Here is a 25,269-nt window from a genome sequence, read left to right as displayed (position 1 = left end):
CTGCGATGGAGCCTTTGATGAGTGATATGCCCAACTGTCCTGCTTGCGCCTCTGAGTTTACCTATGACGATGGCATTCAATACGTTTGCCCAGAGTGTGGTAATGAATGGTCTAAGGACGGCGAATCAAGCGAAGTGGAGGCGGGCTCAGGCATCCGTGACGCAAACGGCAATATGCTGGCTGATGGTGACACCGTCACTGTAATTAAAGATCTCAAAGTGAAAGGCAGCTCCTCCGTTGTGAAAGTGGGTACCAAAGTGAAGAATATTCGCTTAGTAGACGGTGACCATGATATCGACTGCAAAGTCGATGGGATTGGCCCCATGAAGCTGAAGTCCATCTTTGTCAAAAAAGCTTAGCATCGAGCTAAGATCATCCTAGTTCCCTCTCCAAGCCTGCGATGAATCTCGTGGGCTTTATTTTTCGAGCTGTCATAGCTTCTCTAAATGATAATGATTGGCTTTTTTGATGTTATCAGCCGCGAACGTGCTAAGAAGTCGCGCTATTTGATAAGGATTTTGCAGAAGGGCTTCACATCAAATTTATACAGGACTAAAATGGTACTCAATTAACGGGTAAGCCAACGGCTCATTCCTGCATGGCTTAGTGGTCCTGCATGGCGTAGTGGTAAGTGAGCCGTTGTGGATTAGTCGTGGTGAACGATGACGGCAAACGGAGTGACTATGCTCAAGCTTTCTCGGCTGACAGATTATGCCGCTGTGGTGATGGCACAAATTGCCCGTCATCCCCAGGCGTCGCATGCGGCGGCTGACTTAGCAGAAGCGGTTCAATTGCCCCATCCCACGGTGAGCAAAACCCTTAAGATGCTGGTGAAAGCAGGGCTTTTGGAGTCGCAGCGCGGTGCCCAAGGCGGTTACCGCTTAGCGCGTCCCGCCTCGAAAATTACTGCCGCCGACATTATCAGTGCGATTGAAGGGCCGGTCGCCATGACCGAGTGCAGCCAAGCGGAAGGCGGCTGTGAACTGGTCGCCACTTGTGGCGTAGCAGATAACTGGCAGCGGGTATCGTTGGCTATTCGCACGCTGCTTGAAAGCGTGACGCTTGCTCACTTGGCGGACACCGCGCCCATCAAGCTACCCGTACAGTTACCGATTCAAAGTATCAGCCTATCGGCGGCATCGGCTTAAACCGTTAGGCAATTTAACCCTATTCACGGCGAGCTAACCTCGCCACCCAACTGCCCGGAGGGTATCACCATGGCAAGCGAAGAAATGGAACAGTTGGTTCGTCGCGAGTACAAAGATGGCTTTGTAACCGATATTGAAAGCGATACACTGCCACCTGGCCTGGATGAAAACACCATCGCCTTCATCTCCAAGAAGAAAGGCGAGCCGGAGTGGATGCTGGAGTGGCGCCTGGACGCTTACCGTCAGTGGTTGAAGATGGAAGAGCCGTCCTGGGCACACCTGAACTATCCGCCCATCGATTACCAAGAGATCTCCTATTTTAGTGCGCCCAAGCGCCCAGAAGATCGTCCCCAAAGCCTCGACGAGGTAGACCCTAAACTGCTGGAAACCTACGAGAAACTGGGTATTCCGCTGCACGAGCGTGCCGCCCTGGCAGGGGTTGCCGTCGATGCGGTCTTCGACTCCGTCTCGGTTGCGACGACCTTCAAAAAAGAGCTGGCGGAAGCGGGCGTGATTTTCTGCTCCATTTCCGAAGCGATTCGTGACTACCCGGATTTGATCAAGCAGTACCTGGGGACGGTAGTGCCCGTGGCTGATAACTATTTTGCTGCGCTAAACTCCGCCGTGTTCACTGATGGCTCGTTCGTGTTCGTGCCAAAAGGCGTGAAGTGCCCGATGGAGCTGTCTACCTACTTCCGTATCAACGCGGCCAATACGGGCCAGTTCGAGCGCACGCTGATCATCTGCGAGGATCGTGCCGAGGTCTCCTACCTGGAAGGCTGCACCGCACCCATGCGCGATGAAAACCAGTTGCACGCTGCCGTGGTCGAACTGGTTGCATTGGACGATGCCTACATCAAGTACTCCACCGTTCAGAACTGGTACCCCGGTGATGAAGAGGGTAAGGGCGGCATCTATAACTTCGTGACCAAGCGCGGAGACTGCCGTGGTGAGCGTTCCCGCATCAGCTGGACGCAGGTAGAAACTGGCTCTGCAATTACCTGGAAATACCCCTCTTGCGTGCTGCGCGGTAAAGACAGCATCGGTGAGTTCTACTCTGTTGCAGTAACGAACGGTCGCCAGCAAGCGGATACCGGCACCAAGATGATTCATATTGGTGAAGGTACACGCTCCTATATCGTTGCCAAAGGTATTTCAGCGGGTAAGAGCGACCAGTCCTACCGTGGCTTGGTCAAAATTGGGCCGCGTGCCAAGGGCGCGCGTAACTTTACCCAGTGCGATTCGCTGCTGATTGGCGACAAGTGTGGTGCCCACACGTTCCCCTATCAGGAAATTGGCAACAGCACCGCGACCATTGAGCACGAAGCCACCACCTCTAAAATCGGTGAAGATCAGCTCTTCTACTGCCAGAGCCGCGGTATCTCAGAAGAAGATGCGGTCAGCATGATTGTGAATGGCTTCTGTAAAGATGTTTTCCAAGAGTTGCCGATGGAGTTCGCGGTGGAAGCGGAAGCACTGCTCAATGTCACTCTGGAAGGCGCGGTGGGCTAACCGCTCCGGCACCCAACTTATTTTTAGGGCGTCGCACTCGCGACCCGCAAGTATTTAAAAGGCGATCACTATGTTGCAAGTTAACGATTTACACGTCACCGTCGAAGGCAAAGAGATTCTGAAAGGCCTGACGCTCACCATTAATGCCGGTGAAGTGCACGCCATCATGGGCCCCAACGGCGCGGGTAAATCCACGTTGTCAGCGGTTATTGCTGGTAAAGATGGCTACGAAGTGACCCAAGGCAGCATCACGTTTGAAGGCAAGGACGTGCTGGAAATGGAAATCGAAGAGCGCGCCCAAGCGGGCCTGCTGCTAGGTTTTCAATACCCGGTGGAAATCCCAGGGGTAAAAAACATTTACCTGCTGAAGTCTGCGCTTAACGCTCAGCGCGCTGCGCGTGGTGAAGGCGAAATGCCCGCGCCGGAATTCATGAAGCTGGTCAAAGAGAAGCTCGGCTTTATGAAAATGGATGCCAGCTTCCTGCAGCGTGCAGTGAACGAAGGCTTCTCCGGCGGCGAGAAAAAGCGTAACGAAATCCTGCAGATGTTGGTACTACAGCCGAAGCTGGCCATGCTGGATGAAATCGACTCTGGCCTCGATATCGACGCCATGAAAGTCGTCGCGGACGGTGTGAACAGCCTGCGTGCCGAAGAGCGCGCCATTCTGTTGGTCACCCACTACCAGCGCCTGCTGGACTACATCGTGCCGGACAAAGTTCACGTTCTGGTCGATGGCCGTATTGTCAAAACCGGCGATGCCGAGCTTGCCAAAGAGCTAGAGGCCAACGGTTACGAAGGCATTGAGGAGTCCGTGGCATGAGCGATACCCAAACCTTTCTGGACACGCTAGCGGCGCGCAGTCAGCAGCGCGCTGGAGAGCCTACCTGGATCGCCGCTCGCCGCCAGGCGGGCGCGGCTCGCTTCGAAGCAATGGGCTTCCCGACCCGCCGCGACGAAGAGTGGAAGTACACCGACGTGCGTGCCATCGCCCAGGGCAACTTTGCCTTGGCAGAGAACTCCGAGTTCTCTCAGGCCCAGGCGGCTGCCCTCACGCTGCCCCTGGATGCTTACCGGCTGACGTTCGTGGACGGTGTGTTTTCGGCAGCGCTGTCGGACCTCGATACGCTTCCCGACAGCGTTCAGGTTATGCCGCTCTCAAAAGCGCTGACGGATAACCATGAAGCCGTGGGCGGCCCGCTGGGGCGTTTAACCGGGGTCGATTTCTCCACGTTCGCCGCGTTAAATACCGCCTTTATGGAGGAGGGCGCAGTGGTGCGCATCGCGCCGGGCACCGTCGTCGAAAAGCCCATTTTGCTGCAGTTCCTGTCTCGTGCGGGGACGCCGGTGATGAGCCATCCGCGCATTTTGGTCGAAGCCGCTGGGCGTAGCGAAGCTACCCTCATTGAGCACTACGTGGGTGAGGCGGATGCCGCCAACTTTACCAACGTCGTGGCAGAGCTGATGCTGGATCGTGGGGCAGTTTTGAACCACTACAAGCTCCAGGAAGCACCCATTGGTGACCTGCACGTAGCGAGCATTCACGTCGAGCAGAACCGCGACAGCCGCTACACCTCGTACAACCTGAATTTGGGTGGCGTGCTGGTGCGCAACGACCTGATCAGTGACTTGAACGGTCAGGGTGCTGAGACGAACTTCTACGGCCTGTTCTTTGGCCAGGGTCGCCAGCACGTGGATAATCACACTAAGGTGAACCACAACGCGCCACTGACGTTCTCGAACGAGAACTACAAAGGTATTCTGGATGACCGCGCTCACGGTGTCTTCAATGGCAAAGTGTACGTGAAGCGCGATAGTCAGAAGATTGAGGGCTTCCAGAGCAACCAGAACCTGCTGCTTTCAGATCGCGCGCAAATCGACGCAAAACCCGAGCTAGAAATCTACGCCGATGACGTGAAGTGCTCCCACGGCACCACCACCGGTCAGTTGGACGAGGATGCGATCTACGCACTGCGTACCCGGGGTATCGACGAAGCCACGGCACGTGGCCTGTTAACCCTCGCCTTCGCTGGTGAAGTACTTGAGCAAGTGGCGCTTGATGCTATTGCCGAGCGCGTTGAGCTGGCGGTAGCCGGTAAACTGCCTGAGCGTTTCAATCTCGCCGGACTGGTTGAAGCGGCGGCTGCGCTCAACGATTAATCAAGGAGTCATCAATGCCCCATAGCGTGATTGAGAAGCCTACCGAGCGCAGCGTTGCGGCCTATGACGTTGAAGCGCTACGCCGAGACTTCCCGATTTTGAATCGTGAGGTTCACGGCAAGCCGCTGGTGTATTTGGATAATGCCGCCACCAGCCAAACGCCGCAGCAGGTGATTGACGTGTTTAGCGATTACTACTCGCGCTACAACGCCAATATTCACCGTGGCTTGCATACGCTCGCTGATGAAGCGACGGCAGCCTTTGAAGCCACGCGTCATCGTGTTAAAGCGTTTCTCAATGCCGAAGATGCCCGCCAAATCATCTTCACGCGGGGCACCACTGAAGCGATCAATTTAGTGGCCCAAAGCTGGGGCCGCAGCCAGCTAAATGCCGGGGACGAAGTGCTGATCTCGATGTTGGAGCACCACTCCAACATCGTTCCCTGGCAACTGCTGGCGGCGGAGCGCGGCTTCACGATCAAGGTCATCCCAGTGGACGCGCGCGGGGCGCTCGATATGCAGGCTTATCGTGAACTCTTGAGTGATCGCACGAAACTGGTGGCGGTGAATCACGTCTCTAACGCGCTGGGTACGATTAACCCCGTGAAAGAGATGGCAGCGCTGGCGCATCAGCATGGCGCGCTCATCTTGGTGGATGGCGCCCAAGCGACGCCGCATCAGCAGGTGGACGTTCAATCTATCGATGCGGATTTCTATGCGTTTTCAGGCCATAAAGTGTACGGCCCAACGGGTGTTGGCGTGCTATATGGCAAGCAGGCGTTGCTAGAGGTCATGCCGCCTTGGCAGGGTGGCGGTGAGATGATCAAAACCGTTTCCTTTGATGCAGGTACCACCTTTGCGGATATTCCGCATAAATTTGAAGCGGGTACCCCCGCCATTGCCGAAGTGATTGCGCTTGGCCGTGCGCTTGAGTGGATGGAAGGCATTGGCGTTGAGGCGATTGGTGCGTGGGAAGCCGTGCTGCTCAACCATGCTACTCAGGCGGTGAGTGGCATTGAGGGCCTGCGGATATTAGGCACTGCGCCGCATAAAGCGGGCGTGCTCTCCTTCGTTGTTGAAGGTGCTCACTCGCAGGATATTGGCCTGCTGATTGACCAGCTGGGTGTAGCGATTCGTACCGGGCACCACTGTGCCCAGCCGCTGCTGCATCACTTTGGCGTTGAGGCGACCTGTCGTGCATCGTTTGCTGCGTACAATACCCTTGATGAAGTAGACACGTTTGTGGCAGCGCTCAACCGTGTGATTGGAATGGTACGCTAAGGACATCTATGGATATCGAGCAAATTGCGAGTCTTCAGCGCGGTCAAAAACTCCCGCTCCAGCGGGATGTAGAGGCCATCGCGATTCCGTTCGGCAAAACGGATACGCTGGCGGAAGACAGTATTGTCAGCGTAATGCAAGCCAAAGGTAGCTCGGTGAGTGTTGGTTTTGAAGGCCGCTTGTATCTCATTGAAGGGCGTAACCTTGATGCGCTGGGGCTTGAGTCGCTGCCACGTCCGACACTGCCAGAAAGTGCTACTGATGAAGAGATTGAGCAGTTTGTCTGGGATCAGCTGCGCACCTGCTTTGACCCGGAAATTCCGGTGAATATTGTTGATCTAGGGCTGGTGTACGGCTGTCGGATCGAGCGCTTGATTAGTGGCGAGCGGATAGTCACTATCCGTATGACGCTGACCGCGCCTGGCTGCGGCATGGGCGATGTCATCGCTGCCGATGCGCGCAACAAGATTCTGGGAGCGCCGCAGATCAGCAAGGTGCATACCGAAATTGTCTTTAGCCCACCCTGGAGTCGTGACATGATGAGCGATGAAGCCAAGCTTGAGCTCGGCATGTTCTAACCCCTGCTGGGGAGCTGGATGCACAGCCTGTTATTACGTTGGATAAAGCGTTTTCTAATGTCGCTAGGAGCCTTGCTGCTACTGGCGACATTGCTATTTATAGCCGGTAATTTATGGGTGCTTGCAAGTACCGCACGCTATATCGACGGTCATTTAGAGCAGTGCCAACCCACAGACGTTGCGATTGTCTTTGGCACCTCTCACTGGACTCGTAGTGGGCTACGTAACCCGCATTTTCATGCCCGCATGCGAACGTCTGCACGCCTTATCGCTGACCAGCGTGTTCAGCATCTGCTCATCTCTGGCGATAATCGCACCCAAGCCTATAATGAGCCGCGTGCCATGTGGCGCGATCTGTATCGCCGAGGGGTGTCTGCGGAGCAACTGACAATGGATTTCGCTGGCTTCAGCACCTATGACACGATGGTGCGGGCGCGGGATGTGTTTCAGCTTAAAGAGGCGCTGCTGGTTACCCAGAGTTGGCACTTGCCTCGGGCTATTTTTATCGGGCGTGCGCTGGGGATGGAAGTGACGGGCTGTATTGCTGAGGAGCAGTCAGCGGCAGATGAGTGGCGGTTAAAAATGCGTGAATGGGTAGCGCGAATTGCTACTCTGGGAGATCTCTACTTATGGCAGAGGGAGCCCTACTTTCTCGGCCCCGCAGAGCCTATCGAGCTTCATCGCCAGGAGGGTGGCGATAAAAGTAGAGAAGAAAGTAGGGAAAACACGCCTGAGGCGACCGTCAATATCAACGCCGCTCTATTTTTTCAGCAGTCGCTGCAGGCTGATACAGTCCCTGAGCATTAAAGCCGAGTTAACGCCGCAAAGTTAGCGGCGAGTATTACGTTTTTGCAGGTTGTATAGCTCGCGAATCAGCTTACGGCATCCCCGCATGCACTCATCCACTACCGGTTCGATCGGGTCGGGTAGGGGGTGGGTAAACAAGGTTGAGAGGGCCTGCATCAGTACACGCTCTTGTTCTAACAGCTCATTGATCAAGACTTGGCTATCGTTGCCAACGAAGCTCTTTAAACGGCTCCAGAGCCATAAGAAGTCATCACGCTCAACGTCAGCATCCCGAGGCAGCATTTTTAAGTGCGCGCGGGCAAGTTCCTGCAGCTTACGCATCTGCTTGAGTCGCTCAGTATAGTGCGGCTTCAGTGCATCGCGCAGCGAGGGGCGCAGGCGTTCGATATTATCCTGGAAATAATCAATGCTATCGGCCAGCGCTTCCAGCACGCTGTCCATCGCCACTTGGCGATTGTCGAGAAACATGAGCGTCTACCTCCTTCGGTGACGCAGATTGTGGGGGGGACGGCGTTGATTTGCCACCCCTAACGGGGATTATTTTTGCAATTGGCCGTTAGCCTTTAGGCTTGGGTGGTGCTTTACGCGCAGGCACTGCATTCTTTTCGATATGCTCGATGATCATGCCGGCAATATCTTTACCGGTAGCGCTCTCGATGCCCTGCAAACCTGGTGAAGAGTTGACCTCCATAATCACCGGGCCGTGGTTAGAGCGAAGCAAATCCACGCCCGCGACGCGCAGTCCCATCGCCTTGGCTGCACGAATCGCGGTGGAACGCTCTTCCGGGGTGATGCGGATCACACTAGCAGTGCCGCCACGGTGAAGATTGGAGCGGAACTCGCCGTCGGCGGCCTGACGTTTCATGGATGCCACGACCTTATCGCCAATCACGAAGCAGCGGATATCCGCACCGCGCGCTTCTTTGATGTATTCCTGAACCATGATGTTGGCTTTCATGCCCATAAAGGCCTGAATGACGGATTCAGCGGCCTGGTTGGTTTCAGCCAATACCACACCAATACCCTGGGTGCCTTCCAGCAGTTTAATCACCAGGGGCGCGCCTTTCACCATGGTGATTAGGTCGGGAATATCATCTGGTGAGTGGGCGAAGCCGGTAATTGGCAGGCCTAATCCCTTACGCGATAGCAGCTGCAGCGAGCGCAGCTTATCCCGGGAGCGGGTAATCGCGACCGAATCGTTAATCACGTAGGTGCCCATCATTTCAAACTGGCGCAGTACCGCACAGCCGTAGAAAGTCACCGAGGCGCCAATACGCGGAATTACCGCATCAAACGGCTCAATCTCTGCGCCTTTATAGTGAATAGAGGGGTGGTGCGAGGCGATGCTCATGTAGCAGCGCAGGGTATCGACCACTCGGGCGGTATGGCCGCGCTGTTCGGCGGCTTCCACCAGTCGGCGCGTAGAGTAAAGGTTTCGGTTACGGGAAAGCAGGGCAATATGCATGCAGGGCTCCGGGCCAAAAAGGGTCGTCGTTTAAATGTGTTTAAGGCTCGCCGTGCAAAAATGCAGCGCCGGGGGCCACCAGTAGGCGGCGCATAGCGCGCCTGCCAAGCAGCATCGCGTGGCGCATATTGCTACGGTCGGTCAAAGTAAGTTCAACCGGAAAGTTCAGTTCGCCCAGTTGCATTGGGGTACGGATGACATAGCGCCACTCGCTATGGCCGTTCGAGCTGGTGACGCGGCGACGGTCGTGTAAATGCAGGCGATAGCGGTGGGCAGGTGTCTCTGGCCCACCGCTATGGGTAATAAAGCTTACCCATAACTGTCCATCAGCATCTTCATGGGTTTCAATTTCTTCGGCGTGCAACGCCGATGTCCGTGCGCCTGTATCGGCTTTGCAGCAAAGGTGAAGCCCTAGTTCAGGTAACGTCACCATTTCACGGCGGCCGATGACCGCTTTGGCCTGATAGGGTAATTCCTTCACAGCGCACTCCTGACGATATAAGAGAAACAAGACATAGTGATGACGATTCCTGCTAGCCTTTTTGGTTAGGCTGCATGGCCGACAAACGCGATTGGATAGCCGAGCCTGCTGGGGCGTCACGCAAGGTCAGCATGACGGGCAGACGCAGCCGAGGAATTAAAGCGATATCGCGCACAACGGCCGCAAAGTGGCTGCGCTCATCCTCTGCTAAACGTTGTAAGAATAATGGTAAACGCTCGGCATCTTCCAGTAATGGCCAACCGCGCCCGGCGATGGCGGCCATCAGGTCGGGGCCGCAGGCCGCGCTATCGTTTAGCAGGTTGGTATACCAGTCGCCAGCAAAAGCCGGCGCTGAGCTACCCACGCTACGTACGCAGGCGCAGAGCGTTTCTAAATCGCCGCTGCTGGCCGCCTGCTCGCCTCGTGTCCGCAACGCATCAATGAGCGCTTCAGACAGTGGCTGATGCTCAAGGCAGTAGCAGAGCGAATGAATAACGCTCACCGGTAGTTGAGGAATACGTAGCGCTAGGGCATCTGCCGTTGGTGTATCCAAACGTACGACATAATCGGCGATGCCTTGTAGTCCCAGGGCTTGCCAATCAATCGTCTGTTGGCCACTTAAATAGGCTTCTACAGGCTCTAGGTGCTGGCTGGCAGGTAGGGCGCTGGCATAGGTGGCCCGGGCATTGAGCATGGCCTGAAAGGTGATATCAGGCGTAAAGGCCAGCGGATTATCCTTCATTAAATGGTCCACGTCTGCTGATTCTGCAGCGTCGAGCACAGTCGGGTCAGAAGCAGCGGCATTGCGACCCAGGGTTTCCAATAGGCGGTTAATAAAGCCATCGCGCTGTGCGGGCGATAGCATGCCTTGCTCATCCAGTGGCAGCGCTAAAAACCAGATAGCAGGCTCTTCCATTGCCCCTAGGCGAAAGACGATCCCCAGGCGTGCTTGCCCTTGCCACGGTTCAGGCCAGGCCTGTTCGGCATTTTCAAACGCGCGCAGGGTTTCCCTGGAGCAGGCAGTCACTCTGCGCCCCATATGGTAAAGCGACACCTCAGCGCCGCTGCGTGTAAAAAATTCATCAAGGGTGTTAATTGGCTGCATGACATCCTTCCGCATTTCAAGCCTGCACTCTACCTTGCTGTTCTGCCACTGTCAGCCGCAAACGCTGATTAATCCGTGCTTTATTGTCTAAGTGGTTAAAAATTGAGCAACTTTGCGTAAGCCGCGTGAGACTAGCGGTGGCGACACCTTTCCATAGTTTATCCACAGCCTCTTGCAGGTTTTCTGTGAATCGGTGAATAACTCCATTGAGCACGCCTTTGAGTGGCAACTTACCCACAGAGTTGGGATAATGAACGCTAAATATGACCAACCCATAAGGTGCTTATGAGCGTCCATCAACAGCTTCAAACCGCGCTTCTTGAGCTTGAAGCCGCCATGAAGGCCGCTAATCTGTGGCGCACGCCCACCCCAGATGCGGCCGCTTTTGCCAGTCAGCAGCCTTTTTGTATTGATACCATGTCGCTGCCCCAGTGGGTGCGCTATGTCTTTGTTGCCCGCTTAAATGCACTTATTGAAGCCGAGGCTGCCATGCCCGCCAAGTGTGAAGTCGCTCCAGCGGTGGCGGCGTATTTAATGCAGGAGAAGGTAAGAGCAAGCGATCAGCTATTGGTAGTGAAAGCGGTGGAGCGTGTCGACAAGCTGGTCACAGAGAATTAACCACGCGAGTAAGGCAGACCAAATAGCAATGCCCAGAGCGCAAGCTCTGGGCATTTTTTTACGTGTTTGCGAAGGTGGGAGCTAGAAGCTAGAAGCTAGAAGCTAGAAGCGGTAGCTTAAGCCTGCCATGACCACCATGGGGTCAATCTCGACGGTGCCCGCACCTGCGCCATTAATAGAGGCGTCGGTGTCGATGTCTAAGTACCAGGCAGCGGCGTTGAGTGCCCAGTGGTCATCAATGAGTAGATCAACACCCACTTGAGCGGCCGCGCCCCATGAGTCGTCTAGCTCAAGTTCGCCAATGGCGAGGCTCTCATCGGAGAAGCGCGTGTAGTTAATACCCGCACCCACGTAGGGCTGTACTTGAGAGTCGCTACCACCCAGTGGGTAATACTGTAGCGTTAGAGTGGGCGGCAGGTGCTTTGTTGACGCCAGGTTATCACCATTTAATTCAATGTCGTGCTCGAAGGGCAGGGCGGCTAGCAGCTCAACGCCCATTTTGTCGTGGAAACGGTAGCCCAGGGTGAAAGCGAAGTCGGTTTTATCCTGAACATCGACCGCGAAGGCACCACCTGCGAGCGAGCCGTTGTCGCTTTTCGGCGCGATGTTGGCAACGCCAACGCGGGTAAAGAAATCGCCAGCGCCATAGGCAACGGCTTGGCTGCTAACTGCTAAGGTGGCAGCGGCAAGCCCAGTGGCGAGTAGGGTAGGCAGTGATAAATGGCGCATAGCGTCGCTCCTGACCGATAACATGATGGGTGAGTGGTTTAAAGTTGTCGTAAACCATATAGCCAGTGTATCGAGCCAACGAGGGAGCGTTATTGACCTAGGGCAAAGAGCTGTGAATTGAGAGGTTCAGCGCCTAGCAAGGTAAATATCTGAAGGGGGAAGGGGCTAAAGAAGGGGCTAAAGAAGAGGAGGCTTAACGGGTTAACTTCAACCCGTTAAGCCTTAGGCTAATTAAGCGACGTTACACTCGTTTAGCGTTCAATATGCTGATACTCGCCAGCATCGGCGGTTATGCTGCTTACTGCCAGGATGGCAATGAAAGAAGCGATAAAGCCTGGGATGATCTCGTAAACGCCAGGGCCACCCATGAAGGAGCCGTTCCAGCCCAGCGCAATCCAGATCATAACTGTGGCAGCACCCACCACCATACCGGCGATAGCACCTGCGCCGTTTGTACGCGACCACATCAGCGACAGAATAATCAGCGGGCCAAAGGCGGCACCAAAACCTGCCCAAGCGTTACTCACCAGCCCCAGCACTTGCGAGTTCGGGTCAGCGGCAATCACGGCTGCGATCAGACCCACTAGCACAACACTGACACGACCTACGGCCACACACTCTTTGTCTGTAGCTTCTTTACGCAGGAACAGGCGATAGAAGTCCTCGGTCAGTGATGAAGATGACACCAGCAGCTGGCTAGAAATAGTACTCATCACAGCAGCAAGCAGGGCCGCGTAGAGGAAGCCGGTGATCAGCGGATGGAACAGCAACTCAGCCAGGATGATAAAGATCGTTTCCGGGTCTTGGACTTCCATCCCATTGCGAACCGCATAGGCGCGACCAAAGATGCCGAGAGAGACCGCGCCGATCAGGGAAATAGCCATCCAGCTCATGCCGATGTTGCGGGCAATCGGAACATCTTTCAGCGTACGGATAGCCATAAAGCGCACGATAATATGCGGCTGACCAAAATAGCCCAGGCCCCAGGTAACGGCAGAGAGCCACCCAATGAACGTCAACCCTTCAGTCCACGACAGCAGCGTGGGATCAACTTCATTGAGGGTCTGTGAGGCTTGAGTAAAGCCACCACCGCCTTCGCCAAACAGTACTACTGCTGGCATGATGACCAAAGCCAGCATCATGATGCAGCCTTGCACAAAGTCCGTCATGCTCACGGCCAAAAAGCCGCCAACCACGGTGTAGGCCAGCACCACGCCCAGCGTGATTACCACACCCACCGCGTAGTCGCTCATACCACCGATGTTGATAACGCCAGCAAAGGCGCTCTCAAACAGTTTGCCGCCTGCGACCAAGCCAGAAGCAGTGTAAACGGCGAAGAAAATCACGATGACGATAGCGGACACCGTTCTCAGCGACAGCGCCCGAGTGGGGAAACGGTTGGCTAGGAAGGCTGGAATGGTAATCGCGTTACCATAGTGAACTGTCTGTTCACGAAGGCGCGGCGCGACCAGAATCCAGTTAAAGAGTGCGCCCACAAATAGGCCAATCCCGATCCAGGCCGAACCCAAGCCAGAGACGAACATTGCCCCTGGTAAACCCAGTAGCAGCCAGCCGCTCATATCCGACGCGCCAGCCGACAGGGCGGCTACTTTAGGGCTGAGGGTACGGCCACCCAGCATGTAATCCTCAGACGTAGATGTCGCTTTGCGCATAGCATAAACGCCGATGGCAATCATGAGCGCAAAGTAGGCAAAAAGGCTGACCCAAACGCCAATATCCATAAAATATCTCCAATTCATCAGGACGGAGCTAGCTCCGACAGGTGCCTGCGCCGACCAAGTAACGTTGGCCGCCGCGCAGTCTTGTTGTTGTTAACCCCTTTTCGTATTCAAGTCGCTGACCCTAGCGAGTAACCGCTAGGGATGTCATTAGAGGGGGTATGGCTACGTTTATGTGCAATGTTCCCTATACCCAGCACACGGCCTGGAGGGGCCGCGAATGTGAAGGCAATCGCTCTATTGTTGTCAACCATGAGACGGTTCCTTTTCAGGAGTTCAGGTTAGTAGTGTTGATGAGCCGTTACTCATCCCCTAGCGCCAGAAGCGACGCGTTGCCACCCAGGGCGGCGGTGTTATTAGTAATCGTTTTTTCGGTCACAAAGCGCTGCAAATAGTGCGGCCCGCCTGCTTTAGGGCCAGTACCTGACAACCCTTGGCCACCAAACGGCTGAACACCAACAACAGCACCGATGATATTACGGTTGATGTACACATTGCCTACCCGAATTTTCTGCGCTATTTCAGCGGCAAAGGATTCGTTACGGCTATGCACCCCAAATGTCAGGCCATAACCCCGGCCATTAATATCGTTGATCACCTTATCAAGCTCGCGGGCTTTGTAGCGCACAATGTGCAGCACCGGGCCAAACTGCTCGCGAGAAAGGGCATCAATGCTGTCGATGGTAAACGCCACCGGCGGTACAAAGGTGCCGTGCTGGGTGTGCTCGGCAGACATCGGTGTTTCGGCGACTAAGCGGTTCTCGCCTTTGAGCTTCTCGATGTGCTCCATCAAGCCTTTACGGGCGTCTTCATCAATGACCGGGCCGACATCGGTACCCAGGTCACGAGGGTCGCCAATGCGCAGTTCGCTCATCGCCCCCTTGAGGATTTCGATAACGCGGTCAGCAACGTCTTCCTGAAGGTAGAGCACCCGTAGGGCAGAGCAGCGCTGGCCAGCACTCTGGAAGGCAGACTGAATGACATCCACTACGACCTGCTCAGGCAGGGCGGTAGAGTCAACGATCATCGCGTTCATGCCGCCGGTTTCAGCGATCAGCGTGGGTAGCGGTGCATTATCACGGGCGGCGAGAGCACGGTTAATAATTTGCGCTGTGTCGGTACCGCCGGTAAACACTACGCCGGTAATGCGCGGGTCAGAGGTCAGCACACTGCCCACGGTCGGGCCGTCACCCGGCAGCAGCTGCACCACATCACGGGGCATGCCCGCTTCGTACAACAGCTCGATAACGCGGTGGGCAACGATCGAGGTTTGCTCGGCGGGTTTTGCCAGCACCGTGTTGCCTGCAACGGCGGCGGCAACGATTTGACCGCAGAAGATGGCGACCGGGAAGTTCCAAGGGCTAATGGCGGCAAAAACACCTTTACCACCCATCATCAAGCGGTTGGATTCACCGGTCGGGCCAGGCAGTTCGATGGGTTCGCCAAACGACTCTTCAGCGCGCATGGCGTAGTAACGGCAGAAATCAACCGCTTCTTTGATTTCATCGACGCCGTCAGTGAGCAGCTTGCCGCCTTCACGGGAGCAGAGTGTCATCAGCTCCGCCATGTGCTCTTCCATCAGGTCGCCCAGCCGACGCACAATCGCTGCGCGCTCGGCTACGGGAGTCGTGTCCCAGCGAGGGAAGGCTTCCCAGGCAGCGTCGAGGGCTTTCGCTGCCTGTTCTTTGCTGGTCCACTGCACGCTGCCGACGGTTTGGCGGCGGTCGAAAGGCGAAGTGACGCTATGGGTATTGGCGCTATCGTCGGCCACATCAAACGCTAGCAGCGGCTTGGTGGGGTACTGCTTATCCATGAATGTCGCCATTTTCTCCATCAGCGGGTAATAGTGGCTACGGATGTTTAAGTTGACCCCACGGGAGTTGCGGCGCTTCGGCCCGTAGATGTCTTTTGGCAGCGGGATGCGCTTGTTGTAGAAGGTTTTTTGCTGGCGCAGTGTTTCGATAGGGTGCTGGCACAGCGACTCCACCGGCACGTCCGGGTCGACAATCTGGTGAACGAACGACGAGTTGGCACCGTTTTCCAGCAGGCGACGTACCAAGTAGGGCAGTAGGTCTTTATGGGCACCGACCGGCGCGTAAATGCGGCAGTAGGTGCCTTTAGGCGCACGCTCAAGGGCCGCATCATAAAGGGCTTCGCCCATGCCGTGCAGGCGCTGGAATTCAAACGGGCGGCTGTCGTGATTCGCCAGCTCCAGAATGGTGGTCACGGTGTGAGCGTTGTGCGTCGCAAACTGAGGGAAGATGCGGCCACGGGTGTCGTCAGACAGTAGGAACTGCGCGCAGGCCAAGTAGGCCACATCGGTACACGCCTTGCGGGTATAGACCGGGTAGCCATCGATACCAAGCTGCTGAGACTCTTTGATTTCGCTATCCCAATAAGCACCTTTTACTAGGCGTAGCGGGATTTCATCGCCTTGTTCATCCGCTAAGCGGTTGATGTAGTGCAGTACTGGCAGAGCACGCTTGGAGTATGCCTGAACCACTAGGCCAAAGTGGCCCCAGCCTTTGACGGCGTCGCTCTGGTAAATCGCGCGGAAGACTTCCAGAGAAAGCTCCAGGCGGTCGACTTCTTCAGCGTCAATGGTCACCGCCACATCCAGCTCGCGCGCTTTGGTGACCAGTTGAATGACGGTATCTACCAGCTCGGTCAGTACCTGTTCGCGGCGGCCAAACTCATAGCGGGGGTGCAGGGCAGAGAGTTTGATGGAGACCGACGGTGCCGGGGTTTTGTCGCCCAGCGTTTTGCACGCTTTACCCACTTGCTCAATAGCACGGGCGTAGTCGTCAAAGTAGCGTTTGGCATCGTCGCGGGTGCGTGCGGCTTCACCCAGCATGTCGTAAGAGTAGGTGTAGCCTTTATTGAATAGCGGCTTAGAGCGTTTCAGGGCTTCGTTAATATCGCGGCCAAGCACGAACTGCTTGCCCATGATTTTCATCGCTTCCATCATCGCCCGGCGAATCACCGGCTCGCCCATACGATTAACCATGCGGTTAATAAAGTGGGCGGGCTGACCCTCTTTCGGATGGTCCAGCTTCAGCACGCGGCCGGTCATCAGCAGGCCCCAGGTCGAGGCGTTGACCATCCACGACTCGCTCTTGCCTACATGGGACTGCCAATCCGCTGGGCCTAGCTTGTCTTCGATCAGCGCATCTGCGGTGGCTTTATCGGGAATACGCAGCATCGCCTCGGCAAGACACATCAGCATCAGCCCTTCGTGGGTATCCAGGCTGTACTGCTGAAGCAGCTCGTCGATGGTGTCGACGGCGGTGTCCATGTTGCGAACGTCGCGCACCAGCGCTGCCGTGTTGGCCTCAATGCGCGAAAAATCGTCTTGGTCGGCGTTGAGCAGTTTAATCAGCTCGCTGACGTAGGCATCTTCATCGACGATATAGTGTTCGCTGACACGCTGCATTAGCGTATCAAGGTCGGTTTGCCAGGTGGCAGGGTCACGCATTTTTTTAGCATTGAGCATTGAGGCCCCCGTAAGACAGGTCTGAAACGAACAGCTTAAACGAATAGCTGTGTCAGCTAGCGTTCAAAAAGTGGTGGCAGGGCAGATGCCCAGACTGACGTTCGAATGTAGAGCTAGCCGTCGTTAGGTGTATGTCGTTTTCGTGGCAAAACGTGTCAATTTCACGGCAAGCTGTGCCTATTTACGACTTTAGTAGAGTTGGGTGCGGCTCGCTAGCGGCAAACAACGCGACTTTTTTACTAAATCCACCAACGTAATATCAGCGAGACAAGAGCACGCCTGCCCCTGCGGGGGTGGCTGAGGATGATAACGCCGTTGAATGAGCCGTTGAACGATTGTTGGTATCTAAGGAGGGGCTGGCAAAGCCTTGGCGTAACTGGCGCGGCGAGGCGCCGTAGCTGCGACGAAAGGCGTGGGAAAGCGCGCTCTGGTTGGCAAACCCTGTTTGTATGGCGATATCGGTAAGTGGCAAACGGCTTTGCATGATGAGTTGACGCGCCGCGTGAAGCCGCTGCCGTCGTACATACTGCCAGGGGGAGAGGCCGGTTTGGGCGCGAAAACGCTCAGAAAAATGTGCTTCGCTCAGGCAGGCGAGCTTGGCCAGGTCGGCCACCCGCAGCTCATCGGCTAAGTGACGGCGGATAAACCGGTCAATCTGGTTAAGGTCAATGCGTCGCTGGGCAGCGCTCCCTGAGGCACCTAGGCGGGCTTTTAGCGAGCCTAACAGCGTGGCCGCTAGGCGGTCTTGCTGAAACGAGGTGGCAGAGTTGTCTAATCCCCGGGCCAGTTCGCTCTCGACAAAGGTAAGATAGTGGCGCAGCGGGCTGTCTAAGGCAAAAAAGCGCGGCGCATCAAATAGCGCCACCAATTCACGGTGCTCACCCGTCAAAGCGGGAGCATCTTCTGGTAAATCTAGAATCAACTGACGATTATGGCCGTTGCCAGAATAGTAGTGCTCGTGGTTAGCAGGCACGATGCAGCCGGAAAAAGCGTTTACACGGCCACCCAACCCCTCGATTTCAAATTCAGAAGAGCCACATAGCGTGATCACTATCTGATGGAAGTCATGGGAGTGATGCTTCGTCGCCGTTTCCAGGGGTATTTGACGAATGGTACTCGGCATACGGTTCTCCTCGTCGCTGCTGCTCTGTTAGCGCTGACGAAGCGCTGTATGTGCCGCTAAATGATCACGTAATGCTTTTAGCTCCGCGTAACCCTCTTGGTTGAGGAGCGGCTTGCCCTGAGCAATCTGCCAGCGTCGCCCGTGTGTATCCATTAGGTGTGAGGCACGGCGGCGAACGTTGTCTAAATACTCATCATGGCGGATAGGGTAGCCAATCAGAGCATTCCACTCGGTCTCGCTGACCTTGCTCTCCAGCGCCTTATCAAACAGCGCGATCAGATCCTTGGGCTCGGTGCGGTAGCGAGGCGTTCCTGCGTTCATCAGCACCAGCAACACAGCCCCCATTACCAGTAAACAAACGCCAAATACCAGTAAGTAAAGTGCCATGCATAGCTCCTGGCCACATCAGGATAGACGCCAGCTTATGCGCCCAGTTGAGAATAGCCACCTAGTATACGCCTACGCCTGCTGAGACGAAAATTTTAACCTTTTGCGAACTTTTTCTCTGCAGGGTGTCTGAGTATGTACAGACAACATCGCGATGGCAGTCGCTAATAGTGTTGTTCTGGCTATTGTTTTCGATCCCTTGCTTCCGCTGCTTTTTCAAGCAGCGGTTTTTTTTTGTAGGTACCTTTATTTAGCATCATGCCGCAGGTGTTCAAGCGTCTAATGGCGGCGAATCATTAGTAAGGCCATCAAAATGTCCCGACGCGTGACGATGCCGACTAACCGTTGCTGCTCAACGACCGGATAAATTTTCGGTTTCGCGCCCAGCATTTCCTGCGCTAAATCGGTCACGCTTTTATTGGGGGAGGTAGTGAGCACGTCCTGACGCATTAACTCTCGGACCAACGGCGCTTCGTGGTCATGGTAAATGCTGTCGAGCACGTGCCCCAGAACATCCTGCTCAGAGATAAAGCCGATTAAGCGGTCTGACGTATCTACGACTGGCGCTCCAGGCAGCCGATGCAGGGCGAGCCCTTGTGCAAGCGTCGTAATGGATGTCTCTCCTGAGACACGGTAGCAGTCGCGAGACATAATATCGCGTACGGTATCCGGGATTTTTTTATTCATTGGAACACTCCTTAACGTGATCGACAGGCCACTGCCGATTCTCTTACTGTAGGTGATTTAACTCACCCTGTGCTGACCCCATACTGTCTCTATTCAACGCTTTGCCAATTTTTCAAGCCCGCTTCAAATGCTGTGAGGAGTCGTTATGGATGCTCGTGAATATCTGAACCGTAAAGGCGTTGGCCTAGATCGAGACCCTGACAGGCCCAATACGCTGGAAGAGAAAGCCTGGGAGCGTGCCCGTGGCGCAGGCAGTCATCGGCCCAACTCGGGGACACCCTACGACTGGGAAGATTGGGAGCGCTACCACGACGACTTGGCAGAGGGCGCAGACACCCTAGAGCAAAAAATAGATAAAGAGGCGCACCGTAAAGCGCTTGCCCATGAAAAGGAGCAGGCCGAGAAAGCACAAGCGGCCGTTGGGCACTTTACCCCCTCAGCGAAGCCTATAGCCCCTGAAGAAAAAACTTCACCAGAACCACCCGCCACACCCGCGAAAGAACCTGCCAACTTACAGCTAGCTTATCGCGCCCTGGCCGTGCTGCTACCGCCCTTAGCCGTTGGTTTAACCGAAGGCGGGGCCCAGCGTGTATTAATCAGTGTCGTGCTGACGCTAATAGGTTGGTTGCCCGGTGTTGTCTATGCACTTGTTTGGCTGAATAAACGGTAAAAACCGCCTTACGCTTTTGGCCCATTGGCAGGGGATTCTAAAGGCGTATAATTCCCGTCAACTTTCTTTTTGCTTGGGGTTTACTGATGGGCTATTTGGTTGGCGTAACGGCGCTCTGGGCGTTTTCGTTCTCTTTAATTGGTGTGTATTTGGCGGGTCAGGTTGATAGCTACTTTGCTGTGCTGGTCCGCGTGACCCTAGCAATGCTGGTGTTCCTACCTTTTCTGCGCCCAAGCCTGCTGCGCGGTAAGCAGCGCTTGGCATTGATGGCGCTGGGCGCGATCCAGTTAGGCATCATGTACACCTTCTTTTATCACTCCTTCTTGCTACTCTCCGTGCCTGAGGTGCTGCTGTTTACCATCTTTACGCCGGTGTATATCGCGTTGTTGGATGACCTGATGTTCAAACGCTTTACGCCGATCTATTTGGTAACAGCTATTTTGGCAGTACTAGGCGCCGGGGTGATTCGTTACGACGGCATCGACAGCGGCTTCTGGCTCGGCTTTTTGGTCGTGCAGGGCGCTAACCTATGTTTCGCCATCGGCCAAGTCGGTTACCGCCGCCTAGCGGCAGACCTGCCGCCCACTCTTGCTTGGCATAACGTGTTTGGCTGGTTCTTTATCGGGGCTATGCTGGTAGCGCTGCCTGCCTTCTTGCTGTTTGGTAATAGCGCCGCGCTGCCATCCACCACTCTGCAGTGGGGCGTATTGGCGTGGCTGGGGCTGGTGGCATCGGGTGTTGGCTATTTTGCCTGGAACCAAGGGGCAACCAAGGTAGATGCGGGCACCCTGGCGATTATGAACAATGCGCTGGTGCCGGCTGGTTTGGTCGTTAACCTGGTGATTTGGAACCGCGATGCTGATGTGGGCAAACTGCTTTTGGGGGCGGCGATCATGGGCGCTTCGCTGTGGCTAAACCACTGGTGGCTGCAGCGCCGCAAGGTGGCGGCTGCCTAAGCTAAACCGCTGATTTTTCCCGGTGCGCAAGGCTTACCTCTGGCGCACCGGGTGATTTGCTCGATACTGCCTTCCTCTCCATAATGTGGGCTGATGCTAGCGAGAGTCGCCCATGTCTAATACCACATCGTCAGGTTCCAACCCCGGTAGCCTTAGTCACCCAGTGAAGCCGTTCAAGACGATTGGCTTGATTGGCCGCTTAGGCAGCGACAAAGTTGTCGACTCGCTTCAACGCTTGGTCCGTTACTTAACGGAACATGACTATAAGGTACTCATCGAAGACCGCACCGCCACGGCGCTGCCCCAACACGGCTTACCTGAAGCTAGCCGCCGCATGTTGGGTGAACTGTGCGATTTAGTGATTGTGGTGGGTGGCGATGGCAGCTTGTTAGGCGCTGCACGCACCCTGTGCCGCAGCGGTACGCTGATTCTAGGCGTCAATCGCGGGCGGCTGGGCTTCTTAACCGATATTTCTCCCGATGAGTTAGAGACCCGGGTAGGCGAAGTGCTGGCGGGGGAGTTTGAGGTTGAAGAGCGCTTCTTGCTGGATGCCGTGCTCTACCGCAATGGGGTCGCCGTAGGAAATGGCGACGCGCTTAACGAAGTTGTGGTGCACCCCGGTAAAGCGGTCCGCATGATTGAGTTTGAACTGTTTATCGATGGGCAGTTTGTCTACAGCCAGCGCAGCGATGGGCTGATTGTCGCCACTCCAACCGGCTCTACCGCCTATGCGCTTTCCGGTGGTGGGCCGATTATGCACCCGAAGTTGGATGTGGTGACGCTGGTGCCGATGTTCCCGCACACGCTCTCCAGTCGGCCGATTGTGATTGATGCGGCCAGCGAAATACGCATTCATATTGGCGAAACCAATCAGACCTACCCCCATATTAGCTGCGACGGGCAAACCCGCGCGGTGGCCAAGCCTGACGATGTCTTGGTTATCACCCGTAAGTCGGAGCGCGTTCAATTAGTGCATCCCATTGGGCACAACTTCTATGACGTGCTGCGCAGTAAACTCGGCTGGAGCCACCGGCTAGGGGATTAATATGGAGGGTTACGACTTAATTGGTGATATCCACGGCTGCGGTGCCACGCTAGCGGCACTGCTGGAAAAGCTTGGCTACCACCAGCACGGCGGTGTTTATCGCCACCCGCGGCGCAAAGTGATTTTTTTAGGCGACCTGATTGATCGTGGGCCACGTATTCGCTTGGCGGTGACCATTGCACGGCGCATGGTAGAGGCGGGCGAAGCGCATATTGTGATGGGCAATCACGAGTATAACGCGTTGGCCTATACCCATCCCGCGCCCTCTGGCAGCCACAAGCGCTGGCTGCGCGAACATACCCCGCGCCACAACCGCATTATTCAAGACACTCTTGATCAGTATCGCCACCATACCAACGAGTGGGAAGACACGCTGGCCTGGTTCAAAACCATTCCGCTGTTTCTAGAGCTAGACGGTATTCGCGTGGTACACGCGTGTTGGGATGATGCGCTGATCAGCGAGCTCAAGCAGCGCTTACCGACTGCCCGAATGGATGATCAGTTTCTGGTAGAGTCCAACGACCCAGGCTCCCAGGCGTATCGAATACTTGATCGTCTTACCCGTGGCCCCCATATCCGGTTACCAAAAGGTGTCGCGATTCACTCGGGGGACGGTTTTACCCGACAAAGCTTTCGCGCCCACTTTTGGGCAGCTAACCCGCAGCAGTGGGGAGATGTGGTATTTCAGCCAGATAACCTGCCCGGCGATTTGGAAGCGCGACCACTCACCGACAGTGAGCGAGAGCGGCTAAGTTATTACGGCCCAGAGCAGCCGCCACTGTTTATTGGCCACTACTGGTGCGAAGGAATTCCCGCACTGCCCGCGGCCAATATTGCTTGTTTAGATTACAGCGCCGTTAAGTTTGGTCGTTTGGTGGCCTATCGCTGGAGCGGTGAAACGCAGTTGAATGCCGATCATTTTTTATGGATTCAAGTGCCCAAAGAGGAGCGTGCGCTACCCAAACCCTGGGAAATTGACTTTGATTAAGCACGCGACATTGAAGTTACAAATGGTTACATAATTTTTGCAAAACTGCTGAACTAATCTAGCTGCCGGCTATCAGAGTAAGTGTTCCCTTGAATGATCCCTTGCTTTTATCCGGCGGCCCCCTCCGCCGGATTTTTTTGTTTATCCTTTGGTAAAGCGGCGCTAAAGCGCGACCACCACTTGGATAGAAGGGAGATGCCATGCATCCAGTCATGCTCTTACCCGCGGGCGCAGACACACAGGCACTGCGCAAAGCGTTATGGCACTACCGTATTGGCCACCGGATCACCGACGAAGCGGACGGCCAGCTGCTCTGGGTGGCCGACCCCCGCCAACATGAAGAGTTACGTACCCTGGTTAGCCGCTGGGAGCGAGGCGAACCGCTGATTCTTGAAGCTACCCGGCCCAAACGCCCGCCTGCGGCCCACAGCCTTGCTGCCACGCTACGCCAAGTGCCGGTCACGGCGTTAATGATCGGCGTGAGCCTGCTGGTATTTGCCCTAAGCGGCATTTTCGGCGATCTGCTAATTGTGGCGCTCACCATTGTGCCGGTGGGTATCTCCGGCGGCCAATTGGTATATGGGTCGCTGGCAGACACCGTGATGGGGGGGCAGGTATGGCGTCTGCTCTCCCCCGCATTCCTGCATTTTGGCTGGATGCACCTGATTTTCAACCTGATGTGGGTGTGGTACTTCGGACGGCAAATCGAGCTGCGCCAAGGCAGTAAAACGATGCTGCTCCTGCTTCTCGTCGCCGGTATCGGTGCCAACTTGGCGCAATACGTGACCGGAACGGTGCTGTTTGGCGGTATGTCCGGCGTGGTCTATGCGCTATTGGGCCATGTGTGGCTGATGTCCCGCCGTGCCCCGAACAGTGGCTTTTTCGTGCCGCAAATGCTGGTGGTGTTTATGCTCGGCTGGATGGTGTTCACCATGACCGATATTGCCAGTACCGTCGGCTTTGGCAACGTGGCCAATGAAGCCCACCTGGGCGGGCTGCTCGTGGGGCTCGCCACGGGCTGGTATTATTCCTCCAAACGTAGCAAAGCCTAACGCCGCCAATTTGAAAGCAGCAAATACTTGAGGTGCTAACCGTGAGCGATATGACCTTCGATAAAATGATCAACCAGATGACGCCTGCGATTTATGAAAGCCTTAAGCAGGCGGTGTCGCTACGCAAATGGCCTGATGGCCGCCGCTTAACGCCGGAGCAAACCGAGCTGTGTTTGGAAGCTGTCATGCGTTATGAAGTTGAAAACAATGTACCGGAAGAGAATCGCGTAGGTTATTTGGAGCGGCGTACCTGTGGGGCAGGTGCGACAGGCGCAGGCGTTAGCCCAGAAATGGCGGGCCTTGGCCGGGATGCCACGCGTGACTGATTTGTTAATCCCCGAGGTCTCTCCCGTTAAAGGGTGTTTGCAAAAAATGGCGGCGGCACTGCCTAGCCGCCAAGACGAGCAAGTGGTTTACCATCTGCGCGCTGGTGAGCATCGGGTGGCGTTGAATGAGCGTATTGGCTCCCCCATGCGCCTTGCATGGAGCGGTGCCATTGCCTGTACTCACTGCGGTCGGGCAACCAAAAAAAGCTTTGCACAAGGCTACTGCTACCCTTGCTTTAAGCGCTTGGCGCAGTGCGATACCTGCATCATGAAGCCAGAGACCTGCCACTACTACCAAGGCACCTGCCGCGAGCCGGAGTGGGGCGAGGCGCACTGCTTTCAGCCCCATATTGTGTATCTCGCCAACTCTTCTGGTTTGAAGGTGGGCATTACCCGCAAAACACAAATGCCCACTCGCTGGTTGGATCAAGGCGCTATTCAGGCGCTGCCGATTCTCGAAGTGAATACCCGCCAGCAGTCCGGGTTCGTCGAGATGCTATTCAAAGAGCAGGTGGCTGATCGCACCAATTGGCGTGCTATGGTCAAAGGTGAGGTCGATCCCCTTGATCTGCGCGCTGAGCGTGACCGATTGTTAAACACACTGGCAGACGGTTTAGGCCAGCTACGTAGTGTTCACGGCGAAGACGCCATTCGCACGTTGGATGAGGCTCCTTTGCAGTTCGACTATCCTGTGGCTGCGTTTCCCCGCAAAGTAGTCTCTCATAATTTTGATAAGCAGCCGCTGGTTGAAGGCATCCTTCAGGGCGTGAAAGGGCAGTATCTCATGTTCGATACGGGTGTGATAAATCTACGTAAATTCACAGGTTACGAGATTTCGGTGGAGTGAAACTTGGCGTTTTGCCTAGCCAGAATGGCATCGGTTGACTAAGGTTATCAGGGTCACAATAGACTCTGCCCTAGTA

Annotated in this window: 26 protein-coding genes; 16 read left to right on the top strand and 10 right to left on the bottom strand. The window is 55.5% G+C overall.

The features are described from left to right. Positions 1-17: 17 nt before the first annotated feature. The 8 genes from L1249_RS11860 (at position 18) to L1249_RS11825 (ending at position 7,482) form a co-directional block, all read left to right on the top strand. The gene (locus L1249_RS11860; protein WP_054641090.1) at positions 18-359 is read left to right on the top strand and encodes a zinc ribbon domain-containing protein YjdM; all 342 of its coding nucleotides are present in this window, start codon (positions 18-20) and stop codon (positions 357-359) included. A 324-nt stretch (positions 360-683) separates the two neighbouring features. Continuing rightward, positions 684-1,148, top strand: a complete 465-nt coding sequence (locus tag L1249_RS11855) for an SUF system Fe-S cluster assembly regulator (protein ID WP_054641091.1) — start codon at positions 684-686, stop codon at positions 1,146-1,148. Between the two features lie 69 nt (positions 1,149-1,217). Beyond that, the gene (gene sufB, locus L1249_RS11850) at positions 1,218-2,660 is read left to right on the top strand and encodes a Fe-S cluster assembly protein SufB (protein WP_044629765.1); all 1,443 of its coding nucleotides are present in this window, start codon (positions 1,218-1,220) and stop codon (positions 2,658-2,660) included. Positions 2,661-2,730: 70 nt separating this feature from the next. Next, entirely contained in the window at positions 2,731-3,480 is a 750-nt protein-coding gene (gene sufC, locus L1249_RS11845) for a Fe-S cluster assembly ATPase SufC (protein WP_044629764.1), read from the top strand. After that, positions 3,477-4,817 carry a Fe-S cluster assembly protein SufD gene (gene sufD / locus L1249_RS11840; protein WP_054641092.1) on the top strand — a complete coding sequence of 447 codons (1,341 nt, stop codon included), beginning with the start codon at positions 3,477-3,479 and terminating at the stop codon, positions 4,815-4,817. Before sufC ends, sufD begins: the two co-directional genes overlap by 4 nt. Before the next feature lie 14 nt (positions 4,818-4,831). Continuing rightward, positions 4,832-6,097: a cysteine desulfurase gene (locus L1249_RS11835; RefSeq protein WP_044629762.1), complete on the top strand. Its 1,266-nt coding sequence runs from the start codon at positions 4,832-4,834 to the stop codon at positions 6,095-6,097. Between the two features lie 8 nt (positions 6,098-6,105). Next, complete coding sequence (sufT, locus tag L1249_RS11830) at positions 6,106-6,675, top strand: putative Fe-S cluster assembly protein SufT (RefSeq protein ID WP_044629761.1); 570 nt, start codon at positions 6,106-6,108, stop codon at positions 6,673-6,675. Between the two features lie 18 nt (positions 6,676-6,693). Further along, entirely contained in the window at positions 6,694-7,482 is a 789-nt protein-coding gene (locus L1249_RS11825; RefSeq protein ID WP_137094193.1) for a SanA/YdcF family protein, read from the top strand. 21 nt (positions 7,483-7,503) lie between these two features. On the opposite strand, the gene L1249_RS11820 is transcribed toward L1249_RS11825, so the two are convergent. The 4 genes from L1249_RS11820 to L1249_RS11805 all read right to left on the bottom strand — a co-directional run bounded on the left by L1249_RS11820 (position 7,504) and on the right by L1249_RS11805 (position 10,533). Then, entirely contained in the window at positions 7,504-7,950 is a 447-nt protein-coding gene (locus L1249_RS11820) for a hypothetical protein (protein WP_044629760.1), read from the bottom strand. Between the two features lie 88 nt (positions 7,951-8,038). Further along, on the bottom strand, positions 8,039-8,947 hold the full coding sequence (gene rimK, locus L1249_RS11815) for a 30S ribosomal protein S6--L-glutamate ligase (protein ID WP_044629759.1): 909 nt from the start codon (positions 8,945-8,947) through the stop codon (positions 8,039-8,041). A 40-nt stretch (positions 8,948-8,987) separates the two neighbouring features. Continuing rightward, positions 8,988-9,428, bottom strand: coding sequence for an ATP-dependent zinc protease family protein (locus tag L1249_RS11810; protein WP_044629758.1), 441 nt, complete (start codon positions 9,426-9,428; stop codon positions 8,988-8,990). A gap of 52 nt (positions 9,429-9,480) precedes the next feature. Further along, a complete protein-coding gene (locus L1249_RS11805; RefSeq protein WP_054645068.1) occupies positions 9,481-10,533 on the bottom strand; it encodes a DUF3549 family protein in 1,053 nt (350 codons plus the stop codon). A 285-nt stretch (positions 10,534-10,818) separates the two neighbouring features. Here L1249_RS11805 and L1249_RS11800 point away from each other — a divergent pair, with 285 nt between their 5' ends. Continuing rightward, on the top strand, positions 10,819-11,151 hold the full coding sequence (locus tag L1249_RS11800) for a YqcC family protein (protein ID WP_044629756.1): 333 nt from the start codon (positions 10,819-10,821) through the stop codon (positions 11,149-11,151). A 102-nt stretch (positions 11,152-11,253) separates the two neighbouring features. Here the strand turns inward: L1249_RS11800 and L1249_RS11795 are convergent, their stop codons facing one another. From L1249_RS11795 to L1249_RS11770, 6 genes are all read right to left on the bottom strand, one after another. Continuing rightward, on the bottom strand, positions 11,254-11,880 hold the full coding sequence (locus tag L1249_RS11795) for an OmpW/AlkL family protein (RefSeq protein ID WP_054645069.1): 627 nt from the start codon (positions 11,878-11,880) through the stop codon (positions 11,254-11,256). 251 nt (positions 11,881-12,131) lie between these two features. Then, positions 12,132-13,622, bottom strand: coding sequence for a sodium/proline symporter PutP (putP, locus tag L1249_RS11790; protein WP_228168840.1), 1,491 nt, complete (start codon positions 13,620-13,622; stop codon positions 12,132-12,134). 298 nt (positions 13,623-13,920) lie between these two features. Then, complete coding sequence (gene putA / locus L1249_RS11785; RefSeq protein WP_228168839.1) at positions 13,921-17,112, bottom strand: bifunctional proline dehydrogenase/L-glutamate gamma-semialdehyde dehydrogenase PutA; 3,192 nt, start codon at positions 17,110-17,112, stop codon at positions 13,921-13,923. A gap of 259 nt (positions 17,113-17,371) precedes the next feature. Continuing rightward, a complete protein-coding gene (locus L1249_RS11780; protein ID WP_228168838.1) occupies positions 17,372-18,235 on the bottom strand; it encodes an AraC family transcriptional regulator in 864 nt (287 codons plus the stop codon). 27 nt (positions 18,236-18,262) lie between these two features. Beyond that, positions 18,263-18,622 (bottom strand): hypothetical protein, encoded by a 360-nt coding sequence (locus L1249_RS11775; protein ID WP_044629751.1) that lies wholly within the window; start codon positions 18,620-18,622, stop codon positions 18,263-18,265. 279 nt (positions 18,623-18,901) lie between these two features. Next, on the bottom strand, positions 18,902-19,309 hold the full coding sequence (locus tag L1249_RS11770; protein WP_228168837.1) for a CBS domain-containing protein: 408 nt from the start codon (positions 19,307-19,309) through the stop codon (positions 18,902-18,904). A gap of 145 nt (positions 19,310-19,454) precedes the next feature. Here L1249_RS11770 and L1249_RS11765 point away from each other — a divergent pair, with 145 nt between their 5' ends. The 7 genes from L1249_RS11765 to L1249_RS11735 all read left to right on the top strand — a co-directional run bounded on the left by L1249_RS11765 (position 19,455) and on the right by L1249_RS11735 (position 25,193). Further along, positions 19,455-19,979 carry a YqaE/Pmp3 family membrane protein gene (locus L1249_RS11765; protein ID WP_044629749.1) on the top strand — a complete coding sequence of 175 codons (525 nt, stop codon included), beginning with the start codon at positions 19,455-19,457 and terminating at the stop codon, positions 19,977-19,979. Between the two features lie 86 nt (positions 19,980-20,065). Further along, positions 20,066-20,935, top strand: coding sequence for a carboxylate/amino acid/amine transporter (locus tag L1249_RS11760; protein WP_044629748.1), 870 nt, complete (start codon positions 20,066-20,068; stop codon positions 20,933-20,935). Positions 20,936-21,047: 112 nt separating this feature from the next. Beyond that, complete coding sequence (locus L1249_RS11755; RefSeq protein ID WP_172416063.1) at positions 21,048-21,980, top strand: NAD(+) kinase; 933 nt, start codon at positions 21,048-21,050, stop codon at positions 21,978-21,980. 1 nt (position 21,981) lies between these two features. Beyond that, entirely contained in the window at positions 21,982-22,968 is a 987-nt protein-coding gene (locus tag L1249_RS11750; RefSeq protein ID WP_054641094.1) for a metallophosphoesterase, read from the top strand. A gap of 200 nt (positions 22,969-23,168) precedes the next feature. Continuing rightward, positions 23,169-24,020, top strand: coding sequence for a rhomboid family intramembrane serine protease (locus L1249_RS11745; RefSeq protein WP_044630635.1), 852 nt, complete (start codon positions 23,169-23,171; stop codon positions 24,018-24,020). A gap of 41 nt (positions 24,021-24,061) precedes the next feature. Continuing rightward, on the top strand, positions 24,062-24,346 hold the full coding sequence (locus L1249_RS11740; protein ID WP_054645073.1) for a YeaC family protein: 285 nt from the start codon (positions 24,062-24,064) through the stop codon (positions 24,344-24,346). Further along, positions 24,330-25,193 carry a DUF2797 domain-containing protein gene (locus tag L1249_RS11735; protein WP_083602212.1) on the top strand — a complete coding sequence of 288 codons (864 nt, stop codon included), beginning with the start codon at positions 24,330-24,332 and terminating at the stop codon, positions 25,191-25,193. The genes L1249_RS11740 and L1249_RS11735 overlap by 17 nt, the downstream gene beginning before the upstream one ends. Positions 25,194-25,269: the final 76 nt, after the last annotated feature.

It is taken from the genome of Halomonas sp. Cn5-12 (assembly GCF_021532545.1).
Taxonomy (GTDB): domain Bacteria; phylum Pseudomonadota; class Gammaproteobacteria; order Pseudomonadales; family Halomonadaceae; genus Vreelandella; species Vreelandella aquamarina.
Note: the sequence above shows the minus strand (reverse complement) of the source record. Positions and strands in the feature narration are given on the sequence as shown.